Origin of the sequence: Pseudothioclava arenosa (assembly GCF_002358085.1) — a bacterium.
In the GTDB taxonomy this organism is placed as follows: Bacteria; Pseudomonadota; Alphaproteobacteria; order Rhodobacterales; family Rhodobacteraceae; genus Pseudothioclava; species Pseudothioclava arenosa.
Genome location: NZ_NTJD01000005.1, coordinates 18,161 through 35,059, shown reverse-complemented (window position 1 = coordinate 35,059; position 16,899 = coordinate 18,161). Strand labels below are relative to the sequence as shown.

At 65.7% G+C, this 16,899-nt stretch carries 22 protein-coding genes; 13 read left to right on the top strand and 9 right to left on the bottom strand.

Going from position 1 to position 16,899, the window contains the following annotated elements:
- The first annotated feature begins 39 nt into the window (after positions 1-39).
- Both CLN94_RS07860 and CLN94_RS07855 read left to right on the top strand, forming a co-directional pair.
- Positions 40-396: a CidA/LrgA family protein gene (locus CLN94_RS07860; RefSeq protein WP_096432933.1), complete on the top strand. Its 357-nt coding sequence runs from the start codon at positions 40-42 to the stop codon at positions 394-396.
- Positions 389-1,105, top strand: coding sequence for an LrgB family protein (locus CLN94_RS07855; protein WP_096432931.1), 717 nt, complete (start codon positions 389-391; stop codon positions 1,103-1,105). Before CLN94_RS07860 ends, CLN94_RS07855 begins: the two co-directional genes overlap by 8 nt.
- Here the strand turns inward: CLN94_RS07855 and CLN94_RS07850 are convergent.
- The 7 genes from CLN94_RS07850 to CLN94_RS07820 form a co-directional block, all read right to left on the bottom strand.
- A complete protein-coding gene (locus CLN94_RS07850; protein WP_096432929.1) occupies positions 1,102-1,785 on the bottom strand; it encodes a trimeric intracellular cation channel family protein in 684 nt (227 codons plus the stop codon). The two genes, CLN94_RS07855 and CLN94_RS07850, sit on opposite strands and share 4 nt — an antisense overlap.
- The gene (rnhA, locus tag CLN94_RS07845; protein ID WP_425439455.1) at positions 1,782-2,231 is read right to left on the bottom strand and encodes a ribonuclease HI; all 450 of its coding nucleotides are present in this window, start codon (positions 2,229-2,231) and stop codon (positions 1,782-1,784) included. Before rnhA ends, CLN94_RS07850 begins: the two co-directional genes overlap by 4 nt.
- Positions 2,231-2,836 carry a LysE family translocator gene (locus CLN94_RS07840; RefSeq protein WP_096432925.1) on the bottom strand — a complete coding sequence of 202 codons (606 nt, stop codon included), beginning with the start codon at positions 2,834-2,836 and terminating at the stop codon, positions 2,231-2,233. The genes rnhA and CLN94_RS07840 overlap by 1 nt, the downstream gene beginning before the upstream one ends.
- Complete coding sequence (locus CLN94_RS07835) at positions 2,836-3,441, bottom strand: glutathione S-transferase family protein (protein ID WP_096432923.1); 606 nt, start codon at positions 3,439-3,441, stop codon at positions 2,836-2,838. The genes CLN94_RS07840 and CLN94_RS07835 overlap by 1 nt, the downstream gene beginning before the upstream one ends.
- A gap of 12 nt (positions 3,442-3,453) precedes the next feature.
- Positions 3,454-4,398, bottom strand: coding sequence for a 4-hydroxy-3-methylbut-2-enyl diphosphate reductase (ispH, locus tag CLN94_RS07830; protein WP_096432921.1), 945 nt, complete (start codon positions 4,396-4,398; stop codon positions 3,454-3,456).
- 114 nt (positions 4,399-4,512) lie between these two features.
- The gene (locus CLN94_RS07825) at positions 4,513-4,959 is read right to left on the bottom strand and encodes a YqaA family protein (RefSeq protein ID WP_096432919.1); all 447 of its coding nucleotides are present in this window, start codon (positions 4,957-4,959) and stop codon (positions 4,513-4,515) included.
- Between the two features lie 99 nt (positions 4,960-5,058).
- Complete coding sequence (locus tag CLN94_RS07820; RefSeq protein ID WP_096432917.1) at positions 5,059-5,613, bottom strand: LabA-like NYN domain-containing protein; 555 nt, start codon at positions 5,611-5,613, stop codon at positions 5,059-5,061.
- A 136-nt stretch (positions 5,614-5,749) separates the two neighbouring features.
- Between CLN94_RS07820 and folK the strand changes: the two genes are divergently transcribed.
- The 11 genes from folK (at position 5,750) to recO (ending at position 14,527) form a co-directional block, all read left to right on the top strand.
- Positions 5,750-6,334 (top strand): 2-amino-4-hydroxy-6-hydroxymethyldihydropteridine diphosphokinase, encoded by a 585-nt coding sequence (gene folK / locus CLN94_RS07815; RefSeq protein WP_096432915.1) that lies wholly within the window; start codon positions 5,750-5,752, stop codon positions 6,332-6,334.
- Between the two features lie 69 nt (positions 6,335-6,403).
- Positions 6,404-6,760, top strand: coding sequence for a DNA-directed RNA polymerase subunit omega (gene rpoZ / locus CLN94_RS07810; RefSeq protein ID WP_096432913.1), 357 nt, complete (start codon positions 6,404-6,406; stop codon positions 6,758-6,760).
- Between the two features lie 24 nt (positions 6,761-6,784).
- Positions 6,785-8,902: a RelA/SpoT family protein gene (locus tag CLN94_RS07805; protein WP_096432911.1), complete on the top strand. Its 2,118-nt coding sequence runs from the start codon at positions 6,785-6,787 to the stop codon at positions 8,900-8,902.
- Between the two features lie 97 nt (positions 8,903-8,999).
- The gene (locus CLN94_RS07800) at positions 9,000-9,605 is read left to right on the top strand and encodes a DUF2062 domain-containing protein (RefSeq protein WP_096432909.1); all 606 of its coding nucleotides are present in this window, start codon (positions 9,000-9,002) and stop codon (positions 9,603-9,605) included.
- A 195-nt stretch (positions 9,606-9,800) separates the two neighbouring features.
- Complete coding sequence (locus tag CLN94_RS07795) at positions 9,801-10,544, top strand: pyridoxine 5'-phosphate synthase (protein WP_096432907.1); 744 nt, start codon at positions 9,801-9,803, stop codon at positions 10,542-10,544.
- Entirely contained in the window at positions 10,541-10,954 is a 414-nt protein-coding gene (gene acpS / locus CLN94_RS07790) for a holo-ACP synthase (protein WP_096432905.1), read from the top strand. Before CLN94_RS07795 ends, acpS begins: the two co-directional genes overlap by 4 nt.
- A 57-nt stretch (positions 10,955-11,011) precedes the next feature.
- Positions 11,012-11,794: a signal peptidase I gene (lepB, locus tag CLN94_RS07785; protein ID WP_096432903.1), complete on the top strand. Its 783-nt coding sequence runs from the start codon at positions 11,012-11,014 to the stop codon at positions 11,792-11,794.
- Entirely contained in the window at positions 11,791-12,477 is a 687-nt protein-coding gene (gene rnc, locus CLN94_RS07780; protein WP_096432901.1) for a ribonuclease III, read from the top strand. Before lepB ends, rnc begins: the two co-directional genes overlap by 4 nt.
- Positions 12,474-13,385, top strand: coding sequence for a GTPase Era (gene era / locus CLN94_RS07775; protein ID WP_096432899.1), 912 nt, complete (start codon positions 12,474-12,476; stop codon positions 13,383-13,385). The genes rnc and era overlap by 4 nt, the downstream gene beginning before the upstream one ends.
- Position 13,386: 1 nt before the next feature.
- A complete protein-coding gene (locus CLN94_RS07770; RefSeq protein ID WP_096432897.1) occupies positions 13,387-13,725 on the top strand; it encodes a DUF1491 family protein in 339 nt (112 codons plus the stop codon).
- Between the two features lie 82 nt (positions 13,726-13,807).
- The gene (recO, locus tag CLN94_RS07765; protein ID WP_096432895.1) at positions 13,808-14,527 is read left to right on the top strand and encodes a DNA repair protein RecO; all 720 of its coding nucleotides are present in this window, start codon (positions 13,808-13,810) and stop codon (positions 14,525-14,527) included.
- Here the strand turns inward: recO and CLN94_RS07760 are convergent.
- Both CLN94_RS07760 and CLN94_RS07755 read right to left on the bottom strand, forming a co-directional pair.
- Positions 14,524-15,027 (bottom strand): GNAT family N-acetyltransferase, encoded by a 504-nt coding sequence (locus tag CLN94_RS07760; protein ID WP_096432893.1) that lies wholly within the window; start codon positions 15,025-15,027, stop codon positions 14,524-14,526. The genes recO and CLN94_RS07760 overlap by 4 nt on opposite strands.
- Before the next feature lie 158 nt (positions 15,028-15,185).
- Positions 15,186-16,829, bottom strand: coding sequence for an acyl-CoA dehydrogenase family protein (locus CLN94_RS07755; RefSeq protein ID WP_096432891.1), 1,644 nt, complete (start codon positions 16,827-16,829; stop codon positions 15,186-15,188).
- Between the last annotated feature and the right edge of the window lie 70 nt (positions 16,830-16,899).

Sequence of the window (16,899 nt, the reverse complement as noted above, 5' to 3'; positions counted from 1 at the left end):
TAGCCTTGGGGCATATCCACACAAGGACGGGAGGCCGGGATGGTCGCGGCGCTATCGGTGATTTTGCTGTTCCAGCTGGCGGGCGAAGTGGTGTCGCGCGCGGCGCATCTGCCCTTGCCGGGGCCGGTTCTGGGGATGGTCGCGATGGTGGTGGCGCTGAGCCTCTCGCCGCGGCTGAACGCGCTGGTGCGCCCGACCGCGCAGGGGCTGTTGCAGCATCTGTCGCTCCTGTTCGTGCCGGCGGGCGTGGGGGTTGTCGCGCATATGCCGGTGCTGGCGGAATATGGAACGGCGCTGGCGCTGGCGCTGGTTGGCTCGACGCTGGTGGCGATTGTCGTGGGGGCGGTGACCTTCACGCTGGTTGCGCGTCTGGTCGGGAGTCGCGCCGATGACTGATGCCGCGCTGATCTGGTCCTATCTCGCCTCCGAGCCGCTCTTGTGGCTCTCGGCCACGCTGGTCGCCTACTGGATCGGCGACACGCTGTTCCAGAAGGCCGGGCGCACGCCCTTTGCCAACCCGGTGATGATCGCGGTGATCGTGCTGGCGCTGGTGCTCTGGGCGACGGCCACGCCCTATGCGGAGTATTTCGAGGGCGCGCAATTCGTGCATTTCATGCTGGGTCCGGCGACGGTTTGCCTCGCGGTGCCGCTGCAGGCCAACCTGCGCGCGATCCGCCGGGCACTCTTGCCGATCCTCGCGGCGCTTCTGGCGGGGTCGTTCACGGCGGTGGCCTCGGCGTTGGCGATTGCCAAGGCGCTGGGCGCGGGGCCCGAGCTTCTGGCCTCGCTGGCGCCGAAATCGGCCACGGCGCCGGTCGCGATCGGGATATCCGAGGCGCTGGGCGGGCAGCCGACGCTGACGGCCGTGCTGGTGCTGCTGACCGGGATGATCGGGGCGATCTTCGTGACGCCGATGCTGAACCTGTTGCGGCTGCGCGACTGGCGGGCGCGGGGCTTTGCGACCGGCGTGGCCGCGCATGGCATCGGAACGGCGCGCGCCTTTCAGGTGCATGACACGGCGGGGGCCTTTGCCTCGATCGGGATGGGGCTGAATGCGGTGCTGACGGCGTTTCTGGCGCCGCTTGTGCTGCGGCTGTTCCTTTAGCGCTGGCGCGGCGGGCGGGCCTTGTAGACCGGCAGTTTCCAGCCCAGCCGCAGCGATCCCGCGCGCAGGAACAGCGTGACCAACCCGCAGCCGATCAGCGCGGGCAGGCCCGGCAGTCCAACTGCGCCAAGGATCAGCGCCGTCGCCGCCCCGGCAAAGGCGCAGCTGAGGTAGAGCTCGCCCTGTTTCAGCACCAGCGGCACCTCGTTGCAGACCACGTCGCGCATCAGCCCGCCGAAGGTGCCGGTGACAACCCCCATCAGCAGCACGATCACCGGCCCGTGGCCAAGCGCCAGCGTGATCGAGACGCCCGCAGGCACCGCGACGGCCAATGCGCAGGCGTCGAGCCACAGCAGCGCGCGATAGCGGCTTTCCAAAAGATGCGCGGTAAAGAACACGATGATCGCCGCAAGCGAGGCCAGCACGATGAATTCGGGCCGGCCGACCCAGAACACCGGGTCGCGCCCCAGCAGCAGGTCGCGCAGCGTGCCGCCGCCAAGCGCGGTCAGGATCGCGATAAAGATGAAACCGACGATATCGAGTTGCTGGCGCGAGGCGACCAGCGCGCCGGTCAGCGCGAAGACCAGCACCGAGGCGTAATCGAGCGCGGTGGCAATCGGGCGATCTCCGAGGAGCGTGCCCAGCGACAGCTCGGCGGCAAGGGGCGCCCAGCCGCTCATGGCTTGAACGGCGCCATGCCGGCGCGGGCGAGTTCGTCGGCGCGCTCGTTTTCCGGGTGGCCGGCGTGGCCCTTGATCCATTCCCAGCGCACCTTGTGGCGCGCCTGCGCCTCTTCAAGCCGCTGCCAGAGGTCGACATTCTTCACCGGCTTCTTGTCGGCGGTGCGCCAGCCGTTGCGCTTCCAGCCGTGGATCCAGGTGGTCACGCCGTTTTTCACATAGGCCGAGTCGGTGGTGATGGTGATCTCGACGGGGCGGGTCAGGGCCTCAAGCGCGCTGATCGCCGCCATCAGCTCCATCCGGTTGTTGGTGGTGTCCGCCTCGCCGCCCGACAGCTCGCGCGCTTTCAGGACGGTCTCGCCCTCCATCGCGCGCATCAGAACGCCCCAGCCGCCGGGGCCCGGGTTGCCCGAGCAGGCACCGTCGGTCCAGGCGTGAAACTCCATCACGCGCGCTCCAGCGCGAGGCGCAACCCAAGCGCGGCGAAGGACGCCGCAAAGAGGCGCCGCATCCAGGCGGTGACGGCCGGGCGCGACAGCACCGCCTCACGCCCCGAGGCCGCAAGCGCGGCATAGCCCGCGAAGACGGCGAAGGTCATCGCGGCGAAAACCGCGCCCAGTTCGGCCATCATCAGCGCGCCATCGGTGGGCGCCATGAATTGCGGCAGGAAGGCCATGAAGAACATCGGGATCTTGGGGTTGAGCAGGTTCAGCATGATGCCGCGCCAGACCAGCCGCGCGACCGGCTGCGCCTCGGTGGCGGCCTGCACCTGCAGCCCTCCGGTTGAACGCAGGGTGCCCCAGGCCATCCAGAGCAGATAGGCGACGCCCGCGAATTTCACGCTCTGGAACAGCACGGCCGAGCTGTGCAGCACTGCCGCCAGCCCCGCCATCGCGACGCCCAGATGCACCAGCGTGGCCAGCGTGCACCCCAGCGCCGCCCAAAGCCCGCCGCGCAGCCCCTGCGCCAGCGCGACCGAGAGCGTGTAGACAACCCCGATACCGGGGGCGAGGCAGATCACGAATGTAGTGGCAAGAAAGGCAAGGCTCATCAGTCATCAAGCCCCTTATAGGCGGGCAGCGCGGCGATACGGGCAAGCCAAGCACGCAGTGCGGGGAAGGGAGCCAGATCATAGCCGCCCTTCGTTTCGGCGGTGTGGGTATAGGCGTAAAGGCAGATATCGGCCAAAGACAGCGCATCGCCCACCAGCCAGTCGCGCCCCGCCAGATGATCGTCCATGATCTTCAAAAGCCCGTTGCCGGACGCCAGAAGGTCCGCCATCCGTTCGGGCGTGGCTTGGGCGGCGCGATGGGGATAGTTGCGCAAGGCGGCGCGCACGGCGATCACGCCTTCATGTTGGTTCTGTTCCCAGAACATCCATGACAGCATCTGTGCACGGGTATAGGCGTCAGCGGGGATCAGATCGGTGCCTTCGGCCAGATAGCACAGGATCGCATTCGATTCGGGCAGCATCCGCCCGTCATCCAGATGCAGCACAGGCGCCTTGCCAAAGGGCATCGCGCCCGTGGCCTTGGCCTGATCCAGCGCATCGGTCAGATATTCGACATCCACGGTGTCGTAGGTCTTGCCCAAAAGCGCCATCAGCAGGCGGACTTTGTAGCTATTGCCGGAAGATGGCATGTTATAGAGCAACATATCAGGCACCTTTCAGGACATGCGCAAGACGCGGGGGACTTTGAATTCGATGTCTTCGCGGGCGGTCTCGACCAGTTCGACGGTCAGGTCGAAGCGCGCGCGGAAAGCGTCGATGACCTCGTTGATCAACACTTCGGGGGCCGAGGCGCCCGCCGTCACGCCGACCGCGCGTACGCCATCGAGCGCGCGCCAGTCGATATCGGTCGCGCGCTGCACGAGCTGGCTGTAGGCGCAGCCATTGGCGCTGCCGACCTCCACGAGGCGGCGCGAGTTCGACGAGTTCGGCGCGCCGATGACCAGGAGCGCCTCGATCCGCGGCGCGATTGTCTTGACCGCGGCCTGACGGTTGGTGGTGGCGTAGCAGATGTCTTCCTTGGCGGGGCCGACGATGCCGGGAAACCGCGCCTTGAGTGCCGCGACGATGCCCGCCGTGTCATCGACCGAGAGCGTCGTCTGGGTGATGAAGGCGAGCCGCTCGGGGTCGCGCGGGGCAAGATGCGCAACATCCTCGGCGGTCTCGACCAAAAGCACCTCGCCCTCGGGCAGCTGGCCCATCGTGCCCAGCACCTCGGGGTGGCCGGCATGGCCGATCATCACCATCTGCAACCCGTCCGCGTGATGACGTTCGGCCTCGATATGGACCTTGGAGACCAGCGGGCAGGTCGCGTCGACATAAACCATGTTGCGCCGCTGCGCCTCGGCGGGGACGGATTTCGGCACGCCATGCGCCGAGAAGATCACCGGCCGGTCGTCGGGGCAGTCGCTGAGTTCCTCGACGAAGACCGCGCCTTTTTCGCGCAGGCTGTCGACGACGAATTTGTTGTGCACGATCTCGTGGCGGACAAAGACCGGCGCGCCCCATTTCTCGATCGCCATCTCGACGATCTTGATCGCCCGGTCGACGCCCGCGCAAAAGCCGCGCGGGGCTGCGAGATAAAGGGTGAGGGCAGGTTTCATCGCGCGCTCCTTGTTTCGACCAGACCTAATGCGGTGGCGCGCCCGCGTCCAGACGGGAAGGGGCTCCGCCCCCGGCCTGCGGCCTCCCCCGGAGTATTTGGGGCTCGATGAAACTCAGGCCAGCGCGCTCAGGGTCTGGGCGGTGAGGAAGGCCACGACGGCGTAGCGCGCGGTTTTCGCGATCGCGACCAGGAGCGTGAACAGGAGCGGGTTCATCCGCAGCACGCCTGCGACGAGGCAGGCAAGGTCGCCGCCCGGCGCCCAGCTGAGCAGGAGCACCCAAGCCCCCCAGCGGTGAAACCAGCTTTCGGCGCGGGCCATCTGTTCGGGCGAGGCGGGAAACCAGCGCCGGTCGCGCCAATGGTTGGCGCCGCGCCCGATCACATAGGTGATCAAGGCGCCCAGCGTGTTGCCGGTGCCCGCAACCACAAGCATCTGCCAGATCGGCACCTCGCCCGCAGTTTGCAGCGCGACGAAGACGACCTCCGACTGGAACGGGATCGGGGTCGCGGCCAGCATCGCCGAGACAAACAGGCCGAAGAGCGAGAGGGTTTCGAACATGGCCCCTGATACGCCGGGGCGTCGAACAAAAAAAGAGCGCGCGGACATTCCGCGCGCTCGAAGCGGGCCGGAAGACGGAGTGCCCGGCCGAAAAGGGGATCAGCTTTCGTCGCCGTCGCGCGGTTCGCGCGGGGGACGGCCGATGACGTCACGCAGCGCGTCGAGCTCGATGAAGTTGTCGGCCTGGCGGCGCAGTTCGTCGGCGATCATCGGCGGCTGCGAGCGGATTGTCGAGACCACCGAGACGCGGCAGCCGCGGCGTTGCAGCGCTTCGACCAGCGGACGGAAATCGCCATCGCCCGAGAACAGCACGATGTGGTCAAGGCGCTCGGCCAGTTCCATCGCATCGACGGTCAGCTCGATGTCCATGTTGCCCTTGACCTTCCGGCGGCCCATCGAGTCGGTATATTCCTTGGCGGGCTTCGTGCGCATCGCGAAGCCGTTGTAGTTCAGCCAGTCGACCAGCGGGCGGATCGGGGAATATTCTTCGTTTTCCAGAAGCGCGGTGTAGTAGAAGGCGCGGACCAGCTTGCCGCGGCGTTCGAATTCCTGGCGGAGCAGCTTGTAGTCGATGTCGAAACCAAGAGCTTTCGCGGCGGCGTAAAGGTTGGAACCGTCAATGAACAGGGCCAGACGTTCGTCTTTGTAAAACATGGTAGCCTCTTCGTCTTTTCTTGTTTTTCTTCTTAGTTGCGTCACCTGAACGGACTTGACAGAACCAATCTCAGAATTGCTGCTGGCGCAGCAGGCTCACTATAGGGTTGTCACCTACATGGGGGTATCTGTCCAAATGGACAGTTTGGTTTACCAGATCGGCCTTGGAGCGAACCTGTCAGACCGCGGGCGGAAGCCCGCCGAGACCCTGGTCCGGGCGCTGGCAGGGTTGGCGGAGGCGGGGGTGAAGATTAGGGCGGTCAGTCGATTTTACCGCACACCAGCCTATCCGCCCGGGTCCGGGCCGGATTTCGTCAATGCCTGCGCAACGCTCGAAACGGCGCTTGCGCCGCAGGAATTGCTGGAGCTCCTGCATCGCATCGAGGCGGAGCTTGGGCGCACGCGCACGCATCGCTGGGAGGCGCGCAAGGTCGATCTTGATCTGCTCGCGGCGGGCGATCTGATCCTGCCCGATGCGGAGGTTCAGTCCCGCTGGCGGGGGCTTGCGCCGGAGCGTCAGGCGGTCGAGGCGCCCGAGGTCCTGATCTTGCCGCATCCGCGCCTGCAGGACCGGAGCTTCGTGCTGATTCCCCTTGCCGATATCGCCCCCGGCTGGCGCCACCCGGCCACCGGGCGAACCGTGGCCGAGATGGCGGCGGCGCTGCCGGAGGCCGAAAAAGCCCAGATCAGGCCTGTGTTTGCTGCCAATTCGGCGGAATGAGCGCTTGTCTTTCCCGAAGGAGCGCCCTAGATAGGCGGTTCAACTCTCCCAAGTCGATTGGAGTAGCTCATGGCCCGTGTGACGGTTGAAGATTGCGTGGACAAGGTTCCGAACCGCTTCGAGCTGGTGATGCTCGCCGCTCATCGTGCGCGCGAAGTCGCTGCTGGTGCGGCGCTGACCATTGACCGCGACAATGACAAGAACCCGGTCGTTGCGCTGCGTGAGATCGCCGAAGAAACCCAATCCGCCGAGGATCTCCGCGAGCGTCTGATCGAGTCGAACCAGACCCAGATCGAAGTTGACGAGATGGAAGAGGACTCGATGGCCCTGCTGATGGGCGGCGAGACCGCCGATCGCCCCTCCGCCGACGACATGTCGGAAGAGCGCATGCTGCGCGCTCTGATGGACGCTCAGGGTCGCGAATAAGACGAGGGGGCGGAACGAGCGCGAATGATCGACGTCGAAGACCTGATCGCGCTGGTTCGCCTTTATAATCCGAAGTGCAATGATGATCTGATCCGTCGGGCCTATGCCTACGGGCTGGATATGCATCAGGGTCAGTTTCGTCATTCGGGCGAGCCCTATTTCTCTCATCCCGTCGCAGTTGCCGCAATCCTGACGGAGCAGCGGCTGGACGATGCCACCATCGTCACCGCGCTTTTGCATGACACGATCGAGGATACCCGTTCGACCTATACCGAGGTCGAGCGGCTTTTTGGTCATGACATTGCCGAGCTGGTCGATGGCGTGACCAAGCTGACCAACCTGCAGCTGTCCTCGAACGCGACCAAGCAGGCCGAGAACTTCCGCAAGCTGTTCATGGCGATGTCCAAGGACCTGCGGGTGATCCTGGTCAAGCTGGCGGACCGGCTGCACAACATGCGCACGATCCGCTCGATGCGGCCCGAGAAGCAGGCGCAGAAGGCGCGCGAGACGATGGAGATCTATGCGCCGCTGGCCGGTCGCATGGGGATGCAGTGGATGCGCGAAGAGCTTGAGGACCTTGCCTTCAAGGTGCTCAACCCCGAGGCGCGCACCTCGATCATCCGCCGCTTCGTCTCGCTGCAGAAGGAATCGGGCGATGTGATCCCCAAGATCACCGCCGACATCCGCCATCTGCTGGAAGAAGAGGGGATCGAGGCCGATGTCTTCGGCCGCGCCAAGCGCCCCTATTCGATCTGGCGCAAGATGGAAGAGAAGCAGCTGACCTTCTCGCGGCTCTCGGACATCTACGGCTTCCGCGTCATCACGCGCTCGGAAACCGATTGCTACCGGGTGCTGGGGCTGATCCATCGCCGCTGGCGCGCGGTGCCGGGGCGGTTCAAGGATTACATCAGCCAGCCGAAAACCAACGGCTATCGCTCGATCCACACCACGGTGTCGGGCCGCGACGGCAAGCGCGTCGAGGTTCAGATCCGCACCCGCCAGATGCATGAGGTCGCCGAGGCGGGCGTGGCCGCGCATTGGTCTTACCGAGATGGCGAGCGGGCCTCGAACCCCTTCGCGGTCGATCCCGCGCAATGGATCGCCACCCTGACCGAGCGTTTCGGCGAGGGGGATCACGACGAGTTTCTCGAAAACGTCAAACTCGAGATGTATTCCGATCAGGTGTTCTGCTTCTCGCCCAAGGGCGATGTGGTGAAGCTGCCGAAAGGAGCGACCCCGATCGACTACGCCTATGCCATTCACACCCGTATCGGGAACAGTTGTGTCGGCGCCAAGGTCGATGGCATTCGCGTGCCGCTCTGGACGCGGCTGAAGAATGGCCAGTCGGTCGAGATCATCACTGCCGCCGGGCAGCGTCCGCAGGCGACCTGGCTCGATATCGCGAAAACCGGCCGCGCCCGCGCCTCGATCCGCAAGTCGCTGCGCGAAGAGGATCGCTCGCGTTTCGTCAAACTCGGCGCGGAACTGGCGCGCGTGGCCTTTGAGCATGTCGGGCGCAAGGTGACCGACAAGGCGCTGCGCACCGCCGCTAAGACGCTGGGCCTGCCGGATGAAAGCGAATTGCTCGCGCAGCTGGGCTCGGCGGAACTCGCCGCCTCCGAAGTGCTGGGCGCGCTTTACCCCGAGCTGGCGATCAAGGGCCCGGAAACGGTCGAACCCACACGCGCGGTGATCGGGCTGGGCGCCGACCAGAGCTTCCGCCGCGCGAATTGCTGCCAGCCGCTGCCCGGCGAGCGGATCGTGGGCATCACCTATCGCGGCCAGGGCGTGGTGATCCATGCGATCGACTGCCCCGCGCTCGAGGAGTTCGAGGAACAACCCGACCGCTGGGTCGACCTGCACTGGTCCACGGGCCAGCACCCGGCCGCCTATTCGGTGACGCTCAAGATCACGATCGCGAATGATGCCGGGGTGCTCGGGCATATCTGCACCTTGATCGGTCAGCAGAAGGCCAATATCTCGGACCTGCATTTCACCGACCGCAAACCCGACTTCTACTCGCTGGTGGTAGAGGTCGAGCTTCGCGATACCGAGCATCTGCACATGTTGCTGACCGCGCTTGAGGCCGAGTCGGACGTGGCGCAGGTGGAACGCTGGCGCGAGATCTCGCGCAAACCTTGAAGGGCGCCCGGGGGACCGGGCGAAGGGGCAGGACGTGTTCAAGCGGCGCGACAGACGGGGCTTCTGGGCGAATGTCCGCGAAGCTGTGTGGCCGAAGATGGGCTGGACCCGCGCCTTTCACTACGTCAAGCACCGCGTCAACCGCCTGCCCGACCAGCCGCACCGCATCGCACGCGGCGTCTTTGCCGGGGTGCTGGTGTCGTTCACCCCGTTCTTCGGGCTGCATTTCGCCTCGGCCGCGCTGATCGCCTGGCTGATGCGCGGCAATATCCTCGCAGCGCTCCTCGCGACCTTCTTCGGAAACCCGATCACCTTCCCGATCATCGCCGTCGGCTCGACCACGCTGGGGCACCTGATCCTCGGCAACCGGATCGACCCGGATCATCCCGACAGCCTGGCCGAGACCTTTGCCGCCGCGGGCCATGACCTGAGCCATAATTTCTACGCGATCTTCACGGACGAGGTCGCGCATTGGGACGGGCTGCGCGGCTTCTTCGCCGAGGTCTGGCTGCCCTATCTGGTCGGCGGCCTGATCCCGGGCATCATCTCGGGCATCGTATGCTACTATATCTCCTTGCCGCTCATCACCGCCTATCAGAACCGCCGCCGCATGAAGCTCAAGGCGCGGCTCGAGAAACTGCGCGCGAAACTGCCGCAGCGCCACAAGGACAAACCGGCCAGCGACGATAGCGATCTCGGCTGAGGGGGCTTTGCCCCCGTCCTTCGGACTCCCCCAGAGTATTTACAGCTCGATGAAAGGGCTTTCATTTTGCCCGAAATATCCCGGGGGTGAATGGCCGCAGGCCAGAGGGGGCCGCGCCCCCTTGCTGCTGCTTCGGGGCTTCAAACCGGCGGGCAAGTCGCGCATACTCGGGCGCGAAATCAGGCCGGGGGGATCATGTCCAAGCCACTCAGACTCGGGGTCAATATCGACCATGTCGCCACGTTGCGAAATGCGCGCGGCACGACCTATCCGGACCCGGTGCGGGCCGCGCTGATGGCGCAGGAGGCGGGGGCTGACGGCATCACCGCGCATTTGCGCGAAGACCGCCGCCATATCCGCGATGCCGATATGGCCGCGATCAAGGCCGCGATCGCGATTCCGCTGAATTTCGAGATGGCCGCGACCGATGAGATGGCGCGGATCGCCTTGGCCACCGCGCCGCATGCGGTCTGCCTTGTGCCCGAGCGGCGCGAGGAGGTGACGACCGAGGGCGGCCTTGATGTGGCGGGCGACGAGGCGCGGCTGACCGATTATGTCGGGCGGCTTTCCGAGGCGGGGATCCGGGTCTCGATGTTCATCGGCCATGATCCGCGCCAGATCGAGGCCTCGGCGCGGGTTGGTGCTGCGGTGATCGAGCTGCACACCGGGCGCTATTGCGACCTGCATTACGAAGGGTTGTTCGAACAGCGCGACCTTGAACTGGATGCTCTGCGCGCGGGTGCGGCCTATGCGGCCTCGCTTGATCTCGAGGTGCATGCGGGCCACGGGCTGACCTATGAAACCGTCACGCCCATCGCCGAGATTGCGCAGATCCGCGAGCTGAACATCGGGCATTTCCTGATCGGCGAGGCGCTGTTCTCGGGGCTCGGGCCGGCGATCGAACAGATGCGCCACCTGATGGAGGCGGCGCGCGGATGATCCTTGGCATCGGCTCGGACCTGGCCAATATCGAGCGCATCGCAGGCACGATCGAGCGCTTTGGCGCGCGGTTCAAGACCCGCGTCTTCACTGAGGTCGAGCAAGCCAAGGCCGAGCGGCGCGCCGATGTCGCGGGCACCTATGCCAAGCGCTGGGCGGCGAAAGAGGCGTGCTCCAAGGCGCTGGGCACCGGGTTGCGCATGGGGATCTCGTGGCGCGACATGGCGGTGAGCAACCTGCACACCGGCCAGCCGGTGATGCATCTGACCGGTTGGGCGGCGGAAAGACTGGCGCAGATGACGCCGGCGGGCCATGAGGCGATCGTCCATGTCACGCTGACCGACGACCACCCCTGGGCGCAGGCCTTCGTGGTGATCGAGGCGCGCCCTGTTCGCGATCCACTTCCTTGACTCGCGCGCCCTGCTCGGCCAAGGAAGGCGGAAGATTTCCAAGGGATACAGGCAGACATGGCAGGCAAGACTGAGGGCGGGTTCGTCGAGACGATCAAGACGATCATCTGGGCGCTGATCATCGCGGGCGTGTTCCGCACGCTGTTCTTTCAGCCGTTCTGGATCCCGTCGGGCTCGATGAAGGACACGCTGCTGATCGGCGATTTTCTGTTCGTGAACAAGATGGCCTATGGCTATTCGCGCCACTCCTGCCCGTTCTCGGCCTGCCCGATCGAAGGGCGGCTGTTCGGTTCTGAGCCCGAGCGCGGCGACGTGGTGGTGATGCGCCACCCGACGCGCGGCGTCGATTACATCAAGCGCCTCGTCGGCCTGCCGGGCGACCGCATCCAGGTTATCGACGGCGTGCTGCAGATCAATGGCGAGCCGGTCGGCCTGCGCCGGGTCGAGGATTTCGTCGAGACTTTCGCGCCGCAAGGCTCGCAGGGAGGCTCGCCGCGTTGCGCGAATGCGCCGGTTGGCGCGGGCGGCACCTGCATCAAGGAGCGTTTCGTCGAGACACTGCCCAATGGCGTCGAGCACTCGATCCTGAACATCACCGACTCGGGTGTGGCCGATAACACGCCCGTCTATACCGTGCCCGAGGGGATGTATTTCTTCATGGGCGACAACCGCGACAACTCCGAAGACAGCCGCTTCTCGGCGGCGACGGGCGGGCTGGGCTTTGTGCCGGCGGAATATCTGATCGGTCGCGCCGACCGGATCATGTTCTCCTCGGCCGGGCGCTCGCTGTTCTTTTTCTGGACCTGGCGCGGCGACCGCTTCTTCAAGGCGATCGAGTGAAGGTTTCCAGCGATATCAAGGCGTTCATGGGGCGCCTCGGGCATGAGTTCGCGCGCCCCGAGCTTCTGTTGCGCGCGCTTACCCATAGCTCGATCTCGACGCCGACGCGGCCCGACAACCAGCGGCTGGAGTTTCTGGGCGACCGCGTGCTGGGCCTGACGATGGCCGAGGCGCTGTTTCGCGCTGACAAGGCGGCCTCGGAAGGTCAGCTGGCCCCGCGCTTCAACGCGCTGGTGCGCAAGGAGGCCTGCGCCGATGTCGCCCGCCAGATCGACCTTGGCGCGGTGCTGAAACTGGGTCGCTCGGAGATGTTGACCGGCGGGCGCCGGAAAGAGGCGCTCTTGGGCGACGCGATGGAGGCGGTGATTGCCGCGGTCTATCTCGATGCCGGGTTTGAGGCCGCGCGTGACCTGGTGCTGCGGCTCTGGGGCAAGCGGATCGACAGCGTCGAGGAAGACGCGCGCGACGCCAAGACCGCGTTGCAGGAATGGGCGCAGGCGCGCGGACAACAGCCGCCGCGATATGATACGATCTCACGCGAGGGGCCCGACCACGCCCCCGTCTTCACCATCGCCGCGCGGCTGGAATCGGGCGAAAGCGCCGAAGCCCGCGCCGGCTCGAAACGACTGGCCGAACAGGCCGCGGCCAAGGCGCTGCTGGCGCGTATGGAGAGCAAGGAATGACCGAAGGCACCAAGGCAGGCTTCGTCGCCCTCATCGGCGAACCCAATGCCGGTAAATCGACGCTGCTGAACCGGATGGTGGGCGCAAAGGTCTCGATCGTCACCCACAAGGTGCAGACAACGCGCGCGCGCATTCGCGGCGTCTGCATGGAGGGCAACGCCCAGATCGTCTTTGTCGACACACCCGGCATCTTTCGCCCGCGCCGCCGTCTGGATCGTGCGATGGTCACCGCCGCCTGGGGGGGCGCGGCCGATGCCGATATCGTCGTCCTGCTGATCGAAGCGCATCGCGGCCTGACCGAGGGCGCGCAGGCGATCATCGAGGCTCTGAAGGCGCGCGAGGGCGCGCAGCCCGTGGCGCTTGCGATCAACAAGATCGACAAGGTGAAAGCCGAGAAGCTGCTGGAACTGTCGAAACAGCTGAACGAAGCCTATCCTTTCGTGCGCACCTTCATGATCTCGGCCGAGCGCGGCTATGGCGTCGACGACCTGCGCGAATGGCTCGCCTCCGAGCTGCCCGAAAGCCCGTGGTTCTACCCCGAAGACCAGATCGCCGATCTGCCGATGCGCCAAATCGCGGCGGAAATCACCCGCGAAAAGCTGACGCTGCGCCTTCATGAGGAACTGCCCTATCAGCTCACTGTCGAGACCGAGAAATGGGAAGAGCGCGAAGACGGCTCGGCCCGGATCGACCAGGTGATCTATGTCACTCGCGACGGCCACAAAGGCATCGTGCTCGGCAAGGGCGGCGAGACGATCAAGGCGATCTCGAAAGCCGCGCGCGAAGAGATGACCGAGTTCCTCGGCCGCCCGGTGCACCTGTTCCTGCAGGTGAAACTGCGCCCCGGCTGGCTCGACGAAGCCGAGCGTTACACCGAAATGGGCCTCGATTTCCGCGACGGCGACTGAGATGGCCGAGGCCCGGCTGGTCACCGATCTCTGGGTGCGCGCCTATCTCAAGCGGCTCGAACTGGCGCATATCCCAGCCTATGTCACGCGCCGCGGCAATGCCCATGCCGGCGCGGTTCTGGTGAAATGCGCGCTGCTCGACGGCACCGCGCGCGCCTATCAGCGCAGCTTCGACCTGATGACCGGCGCGCGGCAATGGATGGTGCTGACCGAGGGCCCCGAGCCCGAGGTCGATGCCTCGATCCGCAAGCAAGCCTCGTTCGACCCCGATCTCTGGGTGATTGAGCTGGAAAGCCGCGAGGGGCGAACGCTCCTTGAGGAAGAAGGCTTCAAGGACTGACTTTCCCTTTCTTCTTGGCTCAAATACGCTCGGGGGGCGCGGGGGGCAGACAGCCCCCCGTCCTCTCCGCATCCGGCAGCGCATGGACTGGCAAGACCACGGCACGATCCTTTCCTCCCGCCCGCATGGCGAAACCTCGGCGATTGTCGAGGTTTTTACCGCATGGCACGGGCGGCATCTGGGCGTGGTGCGGGGCGGTGCCTCGCGCAAGCTGGCGGCGGTGTTGCAGCCGGGCAGCCATGTCGCGCTGAGCTGGCGCGCGCGGCTCGAAGACCATCTCGGCGCGATCACCCTTGAGCCGCTGAAATCCCGCGCGGGCGTGTTGTCGGACCGCCGCGCGCTCTTGGGGCTGAACTCGGTCTGCGCGCTGGCCTCGTTTACTCTGGCCGAGCGTGAGCCCCATGCCGCGCTTTACGCCGCGACCGAGCCCCTCTTTGACGTGATCGGCGCCGCCCATCCGGGCTGGGAGGTCGACTATCTGCACTGGGAAATGATGCTTCTGGACGAGCTTGGTTTTGGCCTCGATCTGAGCCGCTGCGCGGTCACCGGATCGCGCGAAGACCTTGCCTTCGTCAGCCCGAAGACAGGCCGCGCGGTTAGCCGCGAGGGCGCGGGCGACTGGGCGCCGCGGCTTCTGCCCCTCCCGCCCGCACTCTTGGGGCAGGGGCCGATCACGGCCATGGAACTGGTGCAAGGCCTTGCGTTGACAGGCTATTTTCTTGAAAATCGGATCGCGCCCGAGCTGGGTCAGCGCCCCTTGCCCGCCGCGCGCGCGCGGCTGATCGACATGCTCTCGCGTTAAGGCGCGTCGCGGTCGTCCAGTCGCAATTGCAAAAGCGCCAGATCAAGCCAGCGGCCGAATTTCTGCCCGACCTCGGGCATCAGCCCGACCTGCCGAAACCCGAGCTTTTCATGCAGCGCGATCGAGGCCGAGTTCGAGGCGTCGATCGCGCCGACCATCACATGCACGCCACGCGCACGGGCCTCGGCGATCAGTGCGGCCATCAGTGCCCGGCCCCGACCCGCGCCGCGCGCCTCAGGGGCGAGGTAGGCGGAATGCTCGACCGTCGCGGCGAACCCTTCCTGCGGACGGAACGGGCCATAGGCGGCATAGCCCAGAACGGCGCCGGCCTCCTCCAGCACCAGCACCGGCTGCCCGGCCTCCGCGCGCGCCGCCATCCAGTCGATGCGATTGGCGGCATCAATCTCCGTGCCGTTCCAGATCGCGGTCGTGTTGCGCACCGCGTCATTGTAGATCGCGGCGATGGCGGGGGCGTCGGCGGGCGTGGCGGGTCGGATCATGGCGCTCTCCTTTGCCCCGAGATTGCCCGAAGCCGCGCCCCGCGCAATGCAAAACGGGGCCCGAAGGCCCCGTTCCGATGCGATTTTCCGGTGCGGCGCAGCTACGAGCTGCGCGTTCGGGCCTGAGAGGCTCCACCGGCGCCGCTCCGAGACGGCCCTCACCCCAGCAGGCGGCGCGCGATGACCTGCGCCTGAATCTCGGCGGCACCTTCAAAGATGTTGAGGATGCGTGCGTCGCACAGGATGCGCGAGATCTGGTATTCCAGCGCGAAACCGTTGCCGCCGTGGATCTGCAGCGCGTTATCCGCCGCCGACCAGGCCACGCGGGCGCCCAGCAGTTTCGCCATGCCCGCCTCGAGGTCGCAGCGATGGCCGTGATCTTTTTCCCAGGCCGAGAAATAGGTCAGCTGGCGGGCAATCATGATTTCCACCGCCATCAGCGCGAGCTTCGAGGCCACACGCGGGAACTCGATCAGAGATTTGCCGAATTGCTTGCGGTCGATGGCGTATTGCATGCCGATCTCGCAGGCCGATTGCGCGACGCCCACGGCGCGCGCAGCGGTCTGGATGCGGGCGGACTCGAAGGTTTCCATCAGCTGCTTGAAGCCCTTGCCCTCTTCGCCGCCCAGCAGGTTCTCGCCCTTGACGCGGAAGCCGTCGAAGCCGAGCTCGTATTCCTTCATGCCGCGATAGCCCAGAACCTCGATCTCGCCGCCGGTCATGCCCGGCGTCGGGAAGGGGTTGTCATCGGTGCCGGGCGTCTTTTCCGCCAGGAACATCGACAGGCCCTTGTAATCGGTGGTGTCGGGGTTGGTCCGCGCGAGCAGCGTCATCACATGGGTGCGCTGGGCGTGGGTGATCCAGGTCTTGTTGCCGGTCACCACCCAGTCGTCGCCATCCTTGACGGCGCGGGTGCGCAGCGAGCCGAGATCCGAGCCGGTGTTCGGTTCGGTGAAGACGGCGGTCGAGAGGATCTCGCCCGAGGCGAGGCCCGGGAGCCATTTCGCCTTCTGATCTTCGGTGCCGCCGCAGAGGATCAGTTCCGCCGCGATTTCCGAGCGCGTGCCCAGCGAGCCCACGCCGATATAGCCGCGCGAAAGCTCTTCGGTCACGACGACCATCGAGGCTTTCGACAGGCCGAGGCCGCCGAATTCTTCCGGGATCGTCAGGCCGAAGACGCCCAGCTCGGCGAGCTCCTCGATGATTTCCATCGGGATCAGCTCGTCTTTCAGGTGCCATTCATGCGCGTTCGGTTTCACGCGGTCTTCGGCGTAGCGATAGAATTGCTCGCGGATCATCTCGAGGTCTTCGTCGAGGCCCGAGGTGCCAAAGATCGAGCGACCCTGCACGTCGCGCATCATCGCGACCAGCGCCATGCGCGCGGCGTTCGAGTTTCCGCCCGCAATCAGCGTCGCGGCGGCGTCCGAGGGCGTCCAGCTGACGCCCAGATCGGCCAGGCGCACCATCTCGCCCTGGTTCATCTGAATGCCGCCCTGGATCTGCGCGAGGTATTCGCCAAAGCCGATCTGCACGATCAGCTGTTCCATGGTGCCTAATTTGCCTTCTTCGGCGATGCGCGTGGCCCAGCCATGCAGCTGCATCAGCGACTGGTTGTAGGTCGCCAGCCACGACAGGCCATGCGCCTGATACTGGTTCTCTTCCAGCAGCGCGCCCGAGATACGGCCATCTTTCGAGGTCTTGGCGCGCAGGGCTTCGGTGGCCTGATCGACCAGCGCCGCCACTTCGGGAAGCGAGGCTTCGGTCAGCGAGAGAAGATCGGAAAGAACGGTGTTTTGCGGCATATCGCCCCCATCAGCGCCATGAGTCGGAGTTGCTCTTGTTCGAGTGACCCCGTGCATAGGCATTTTGCAG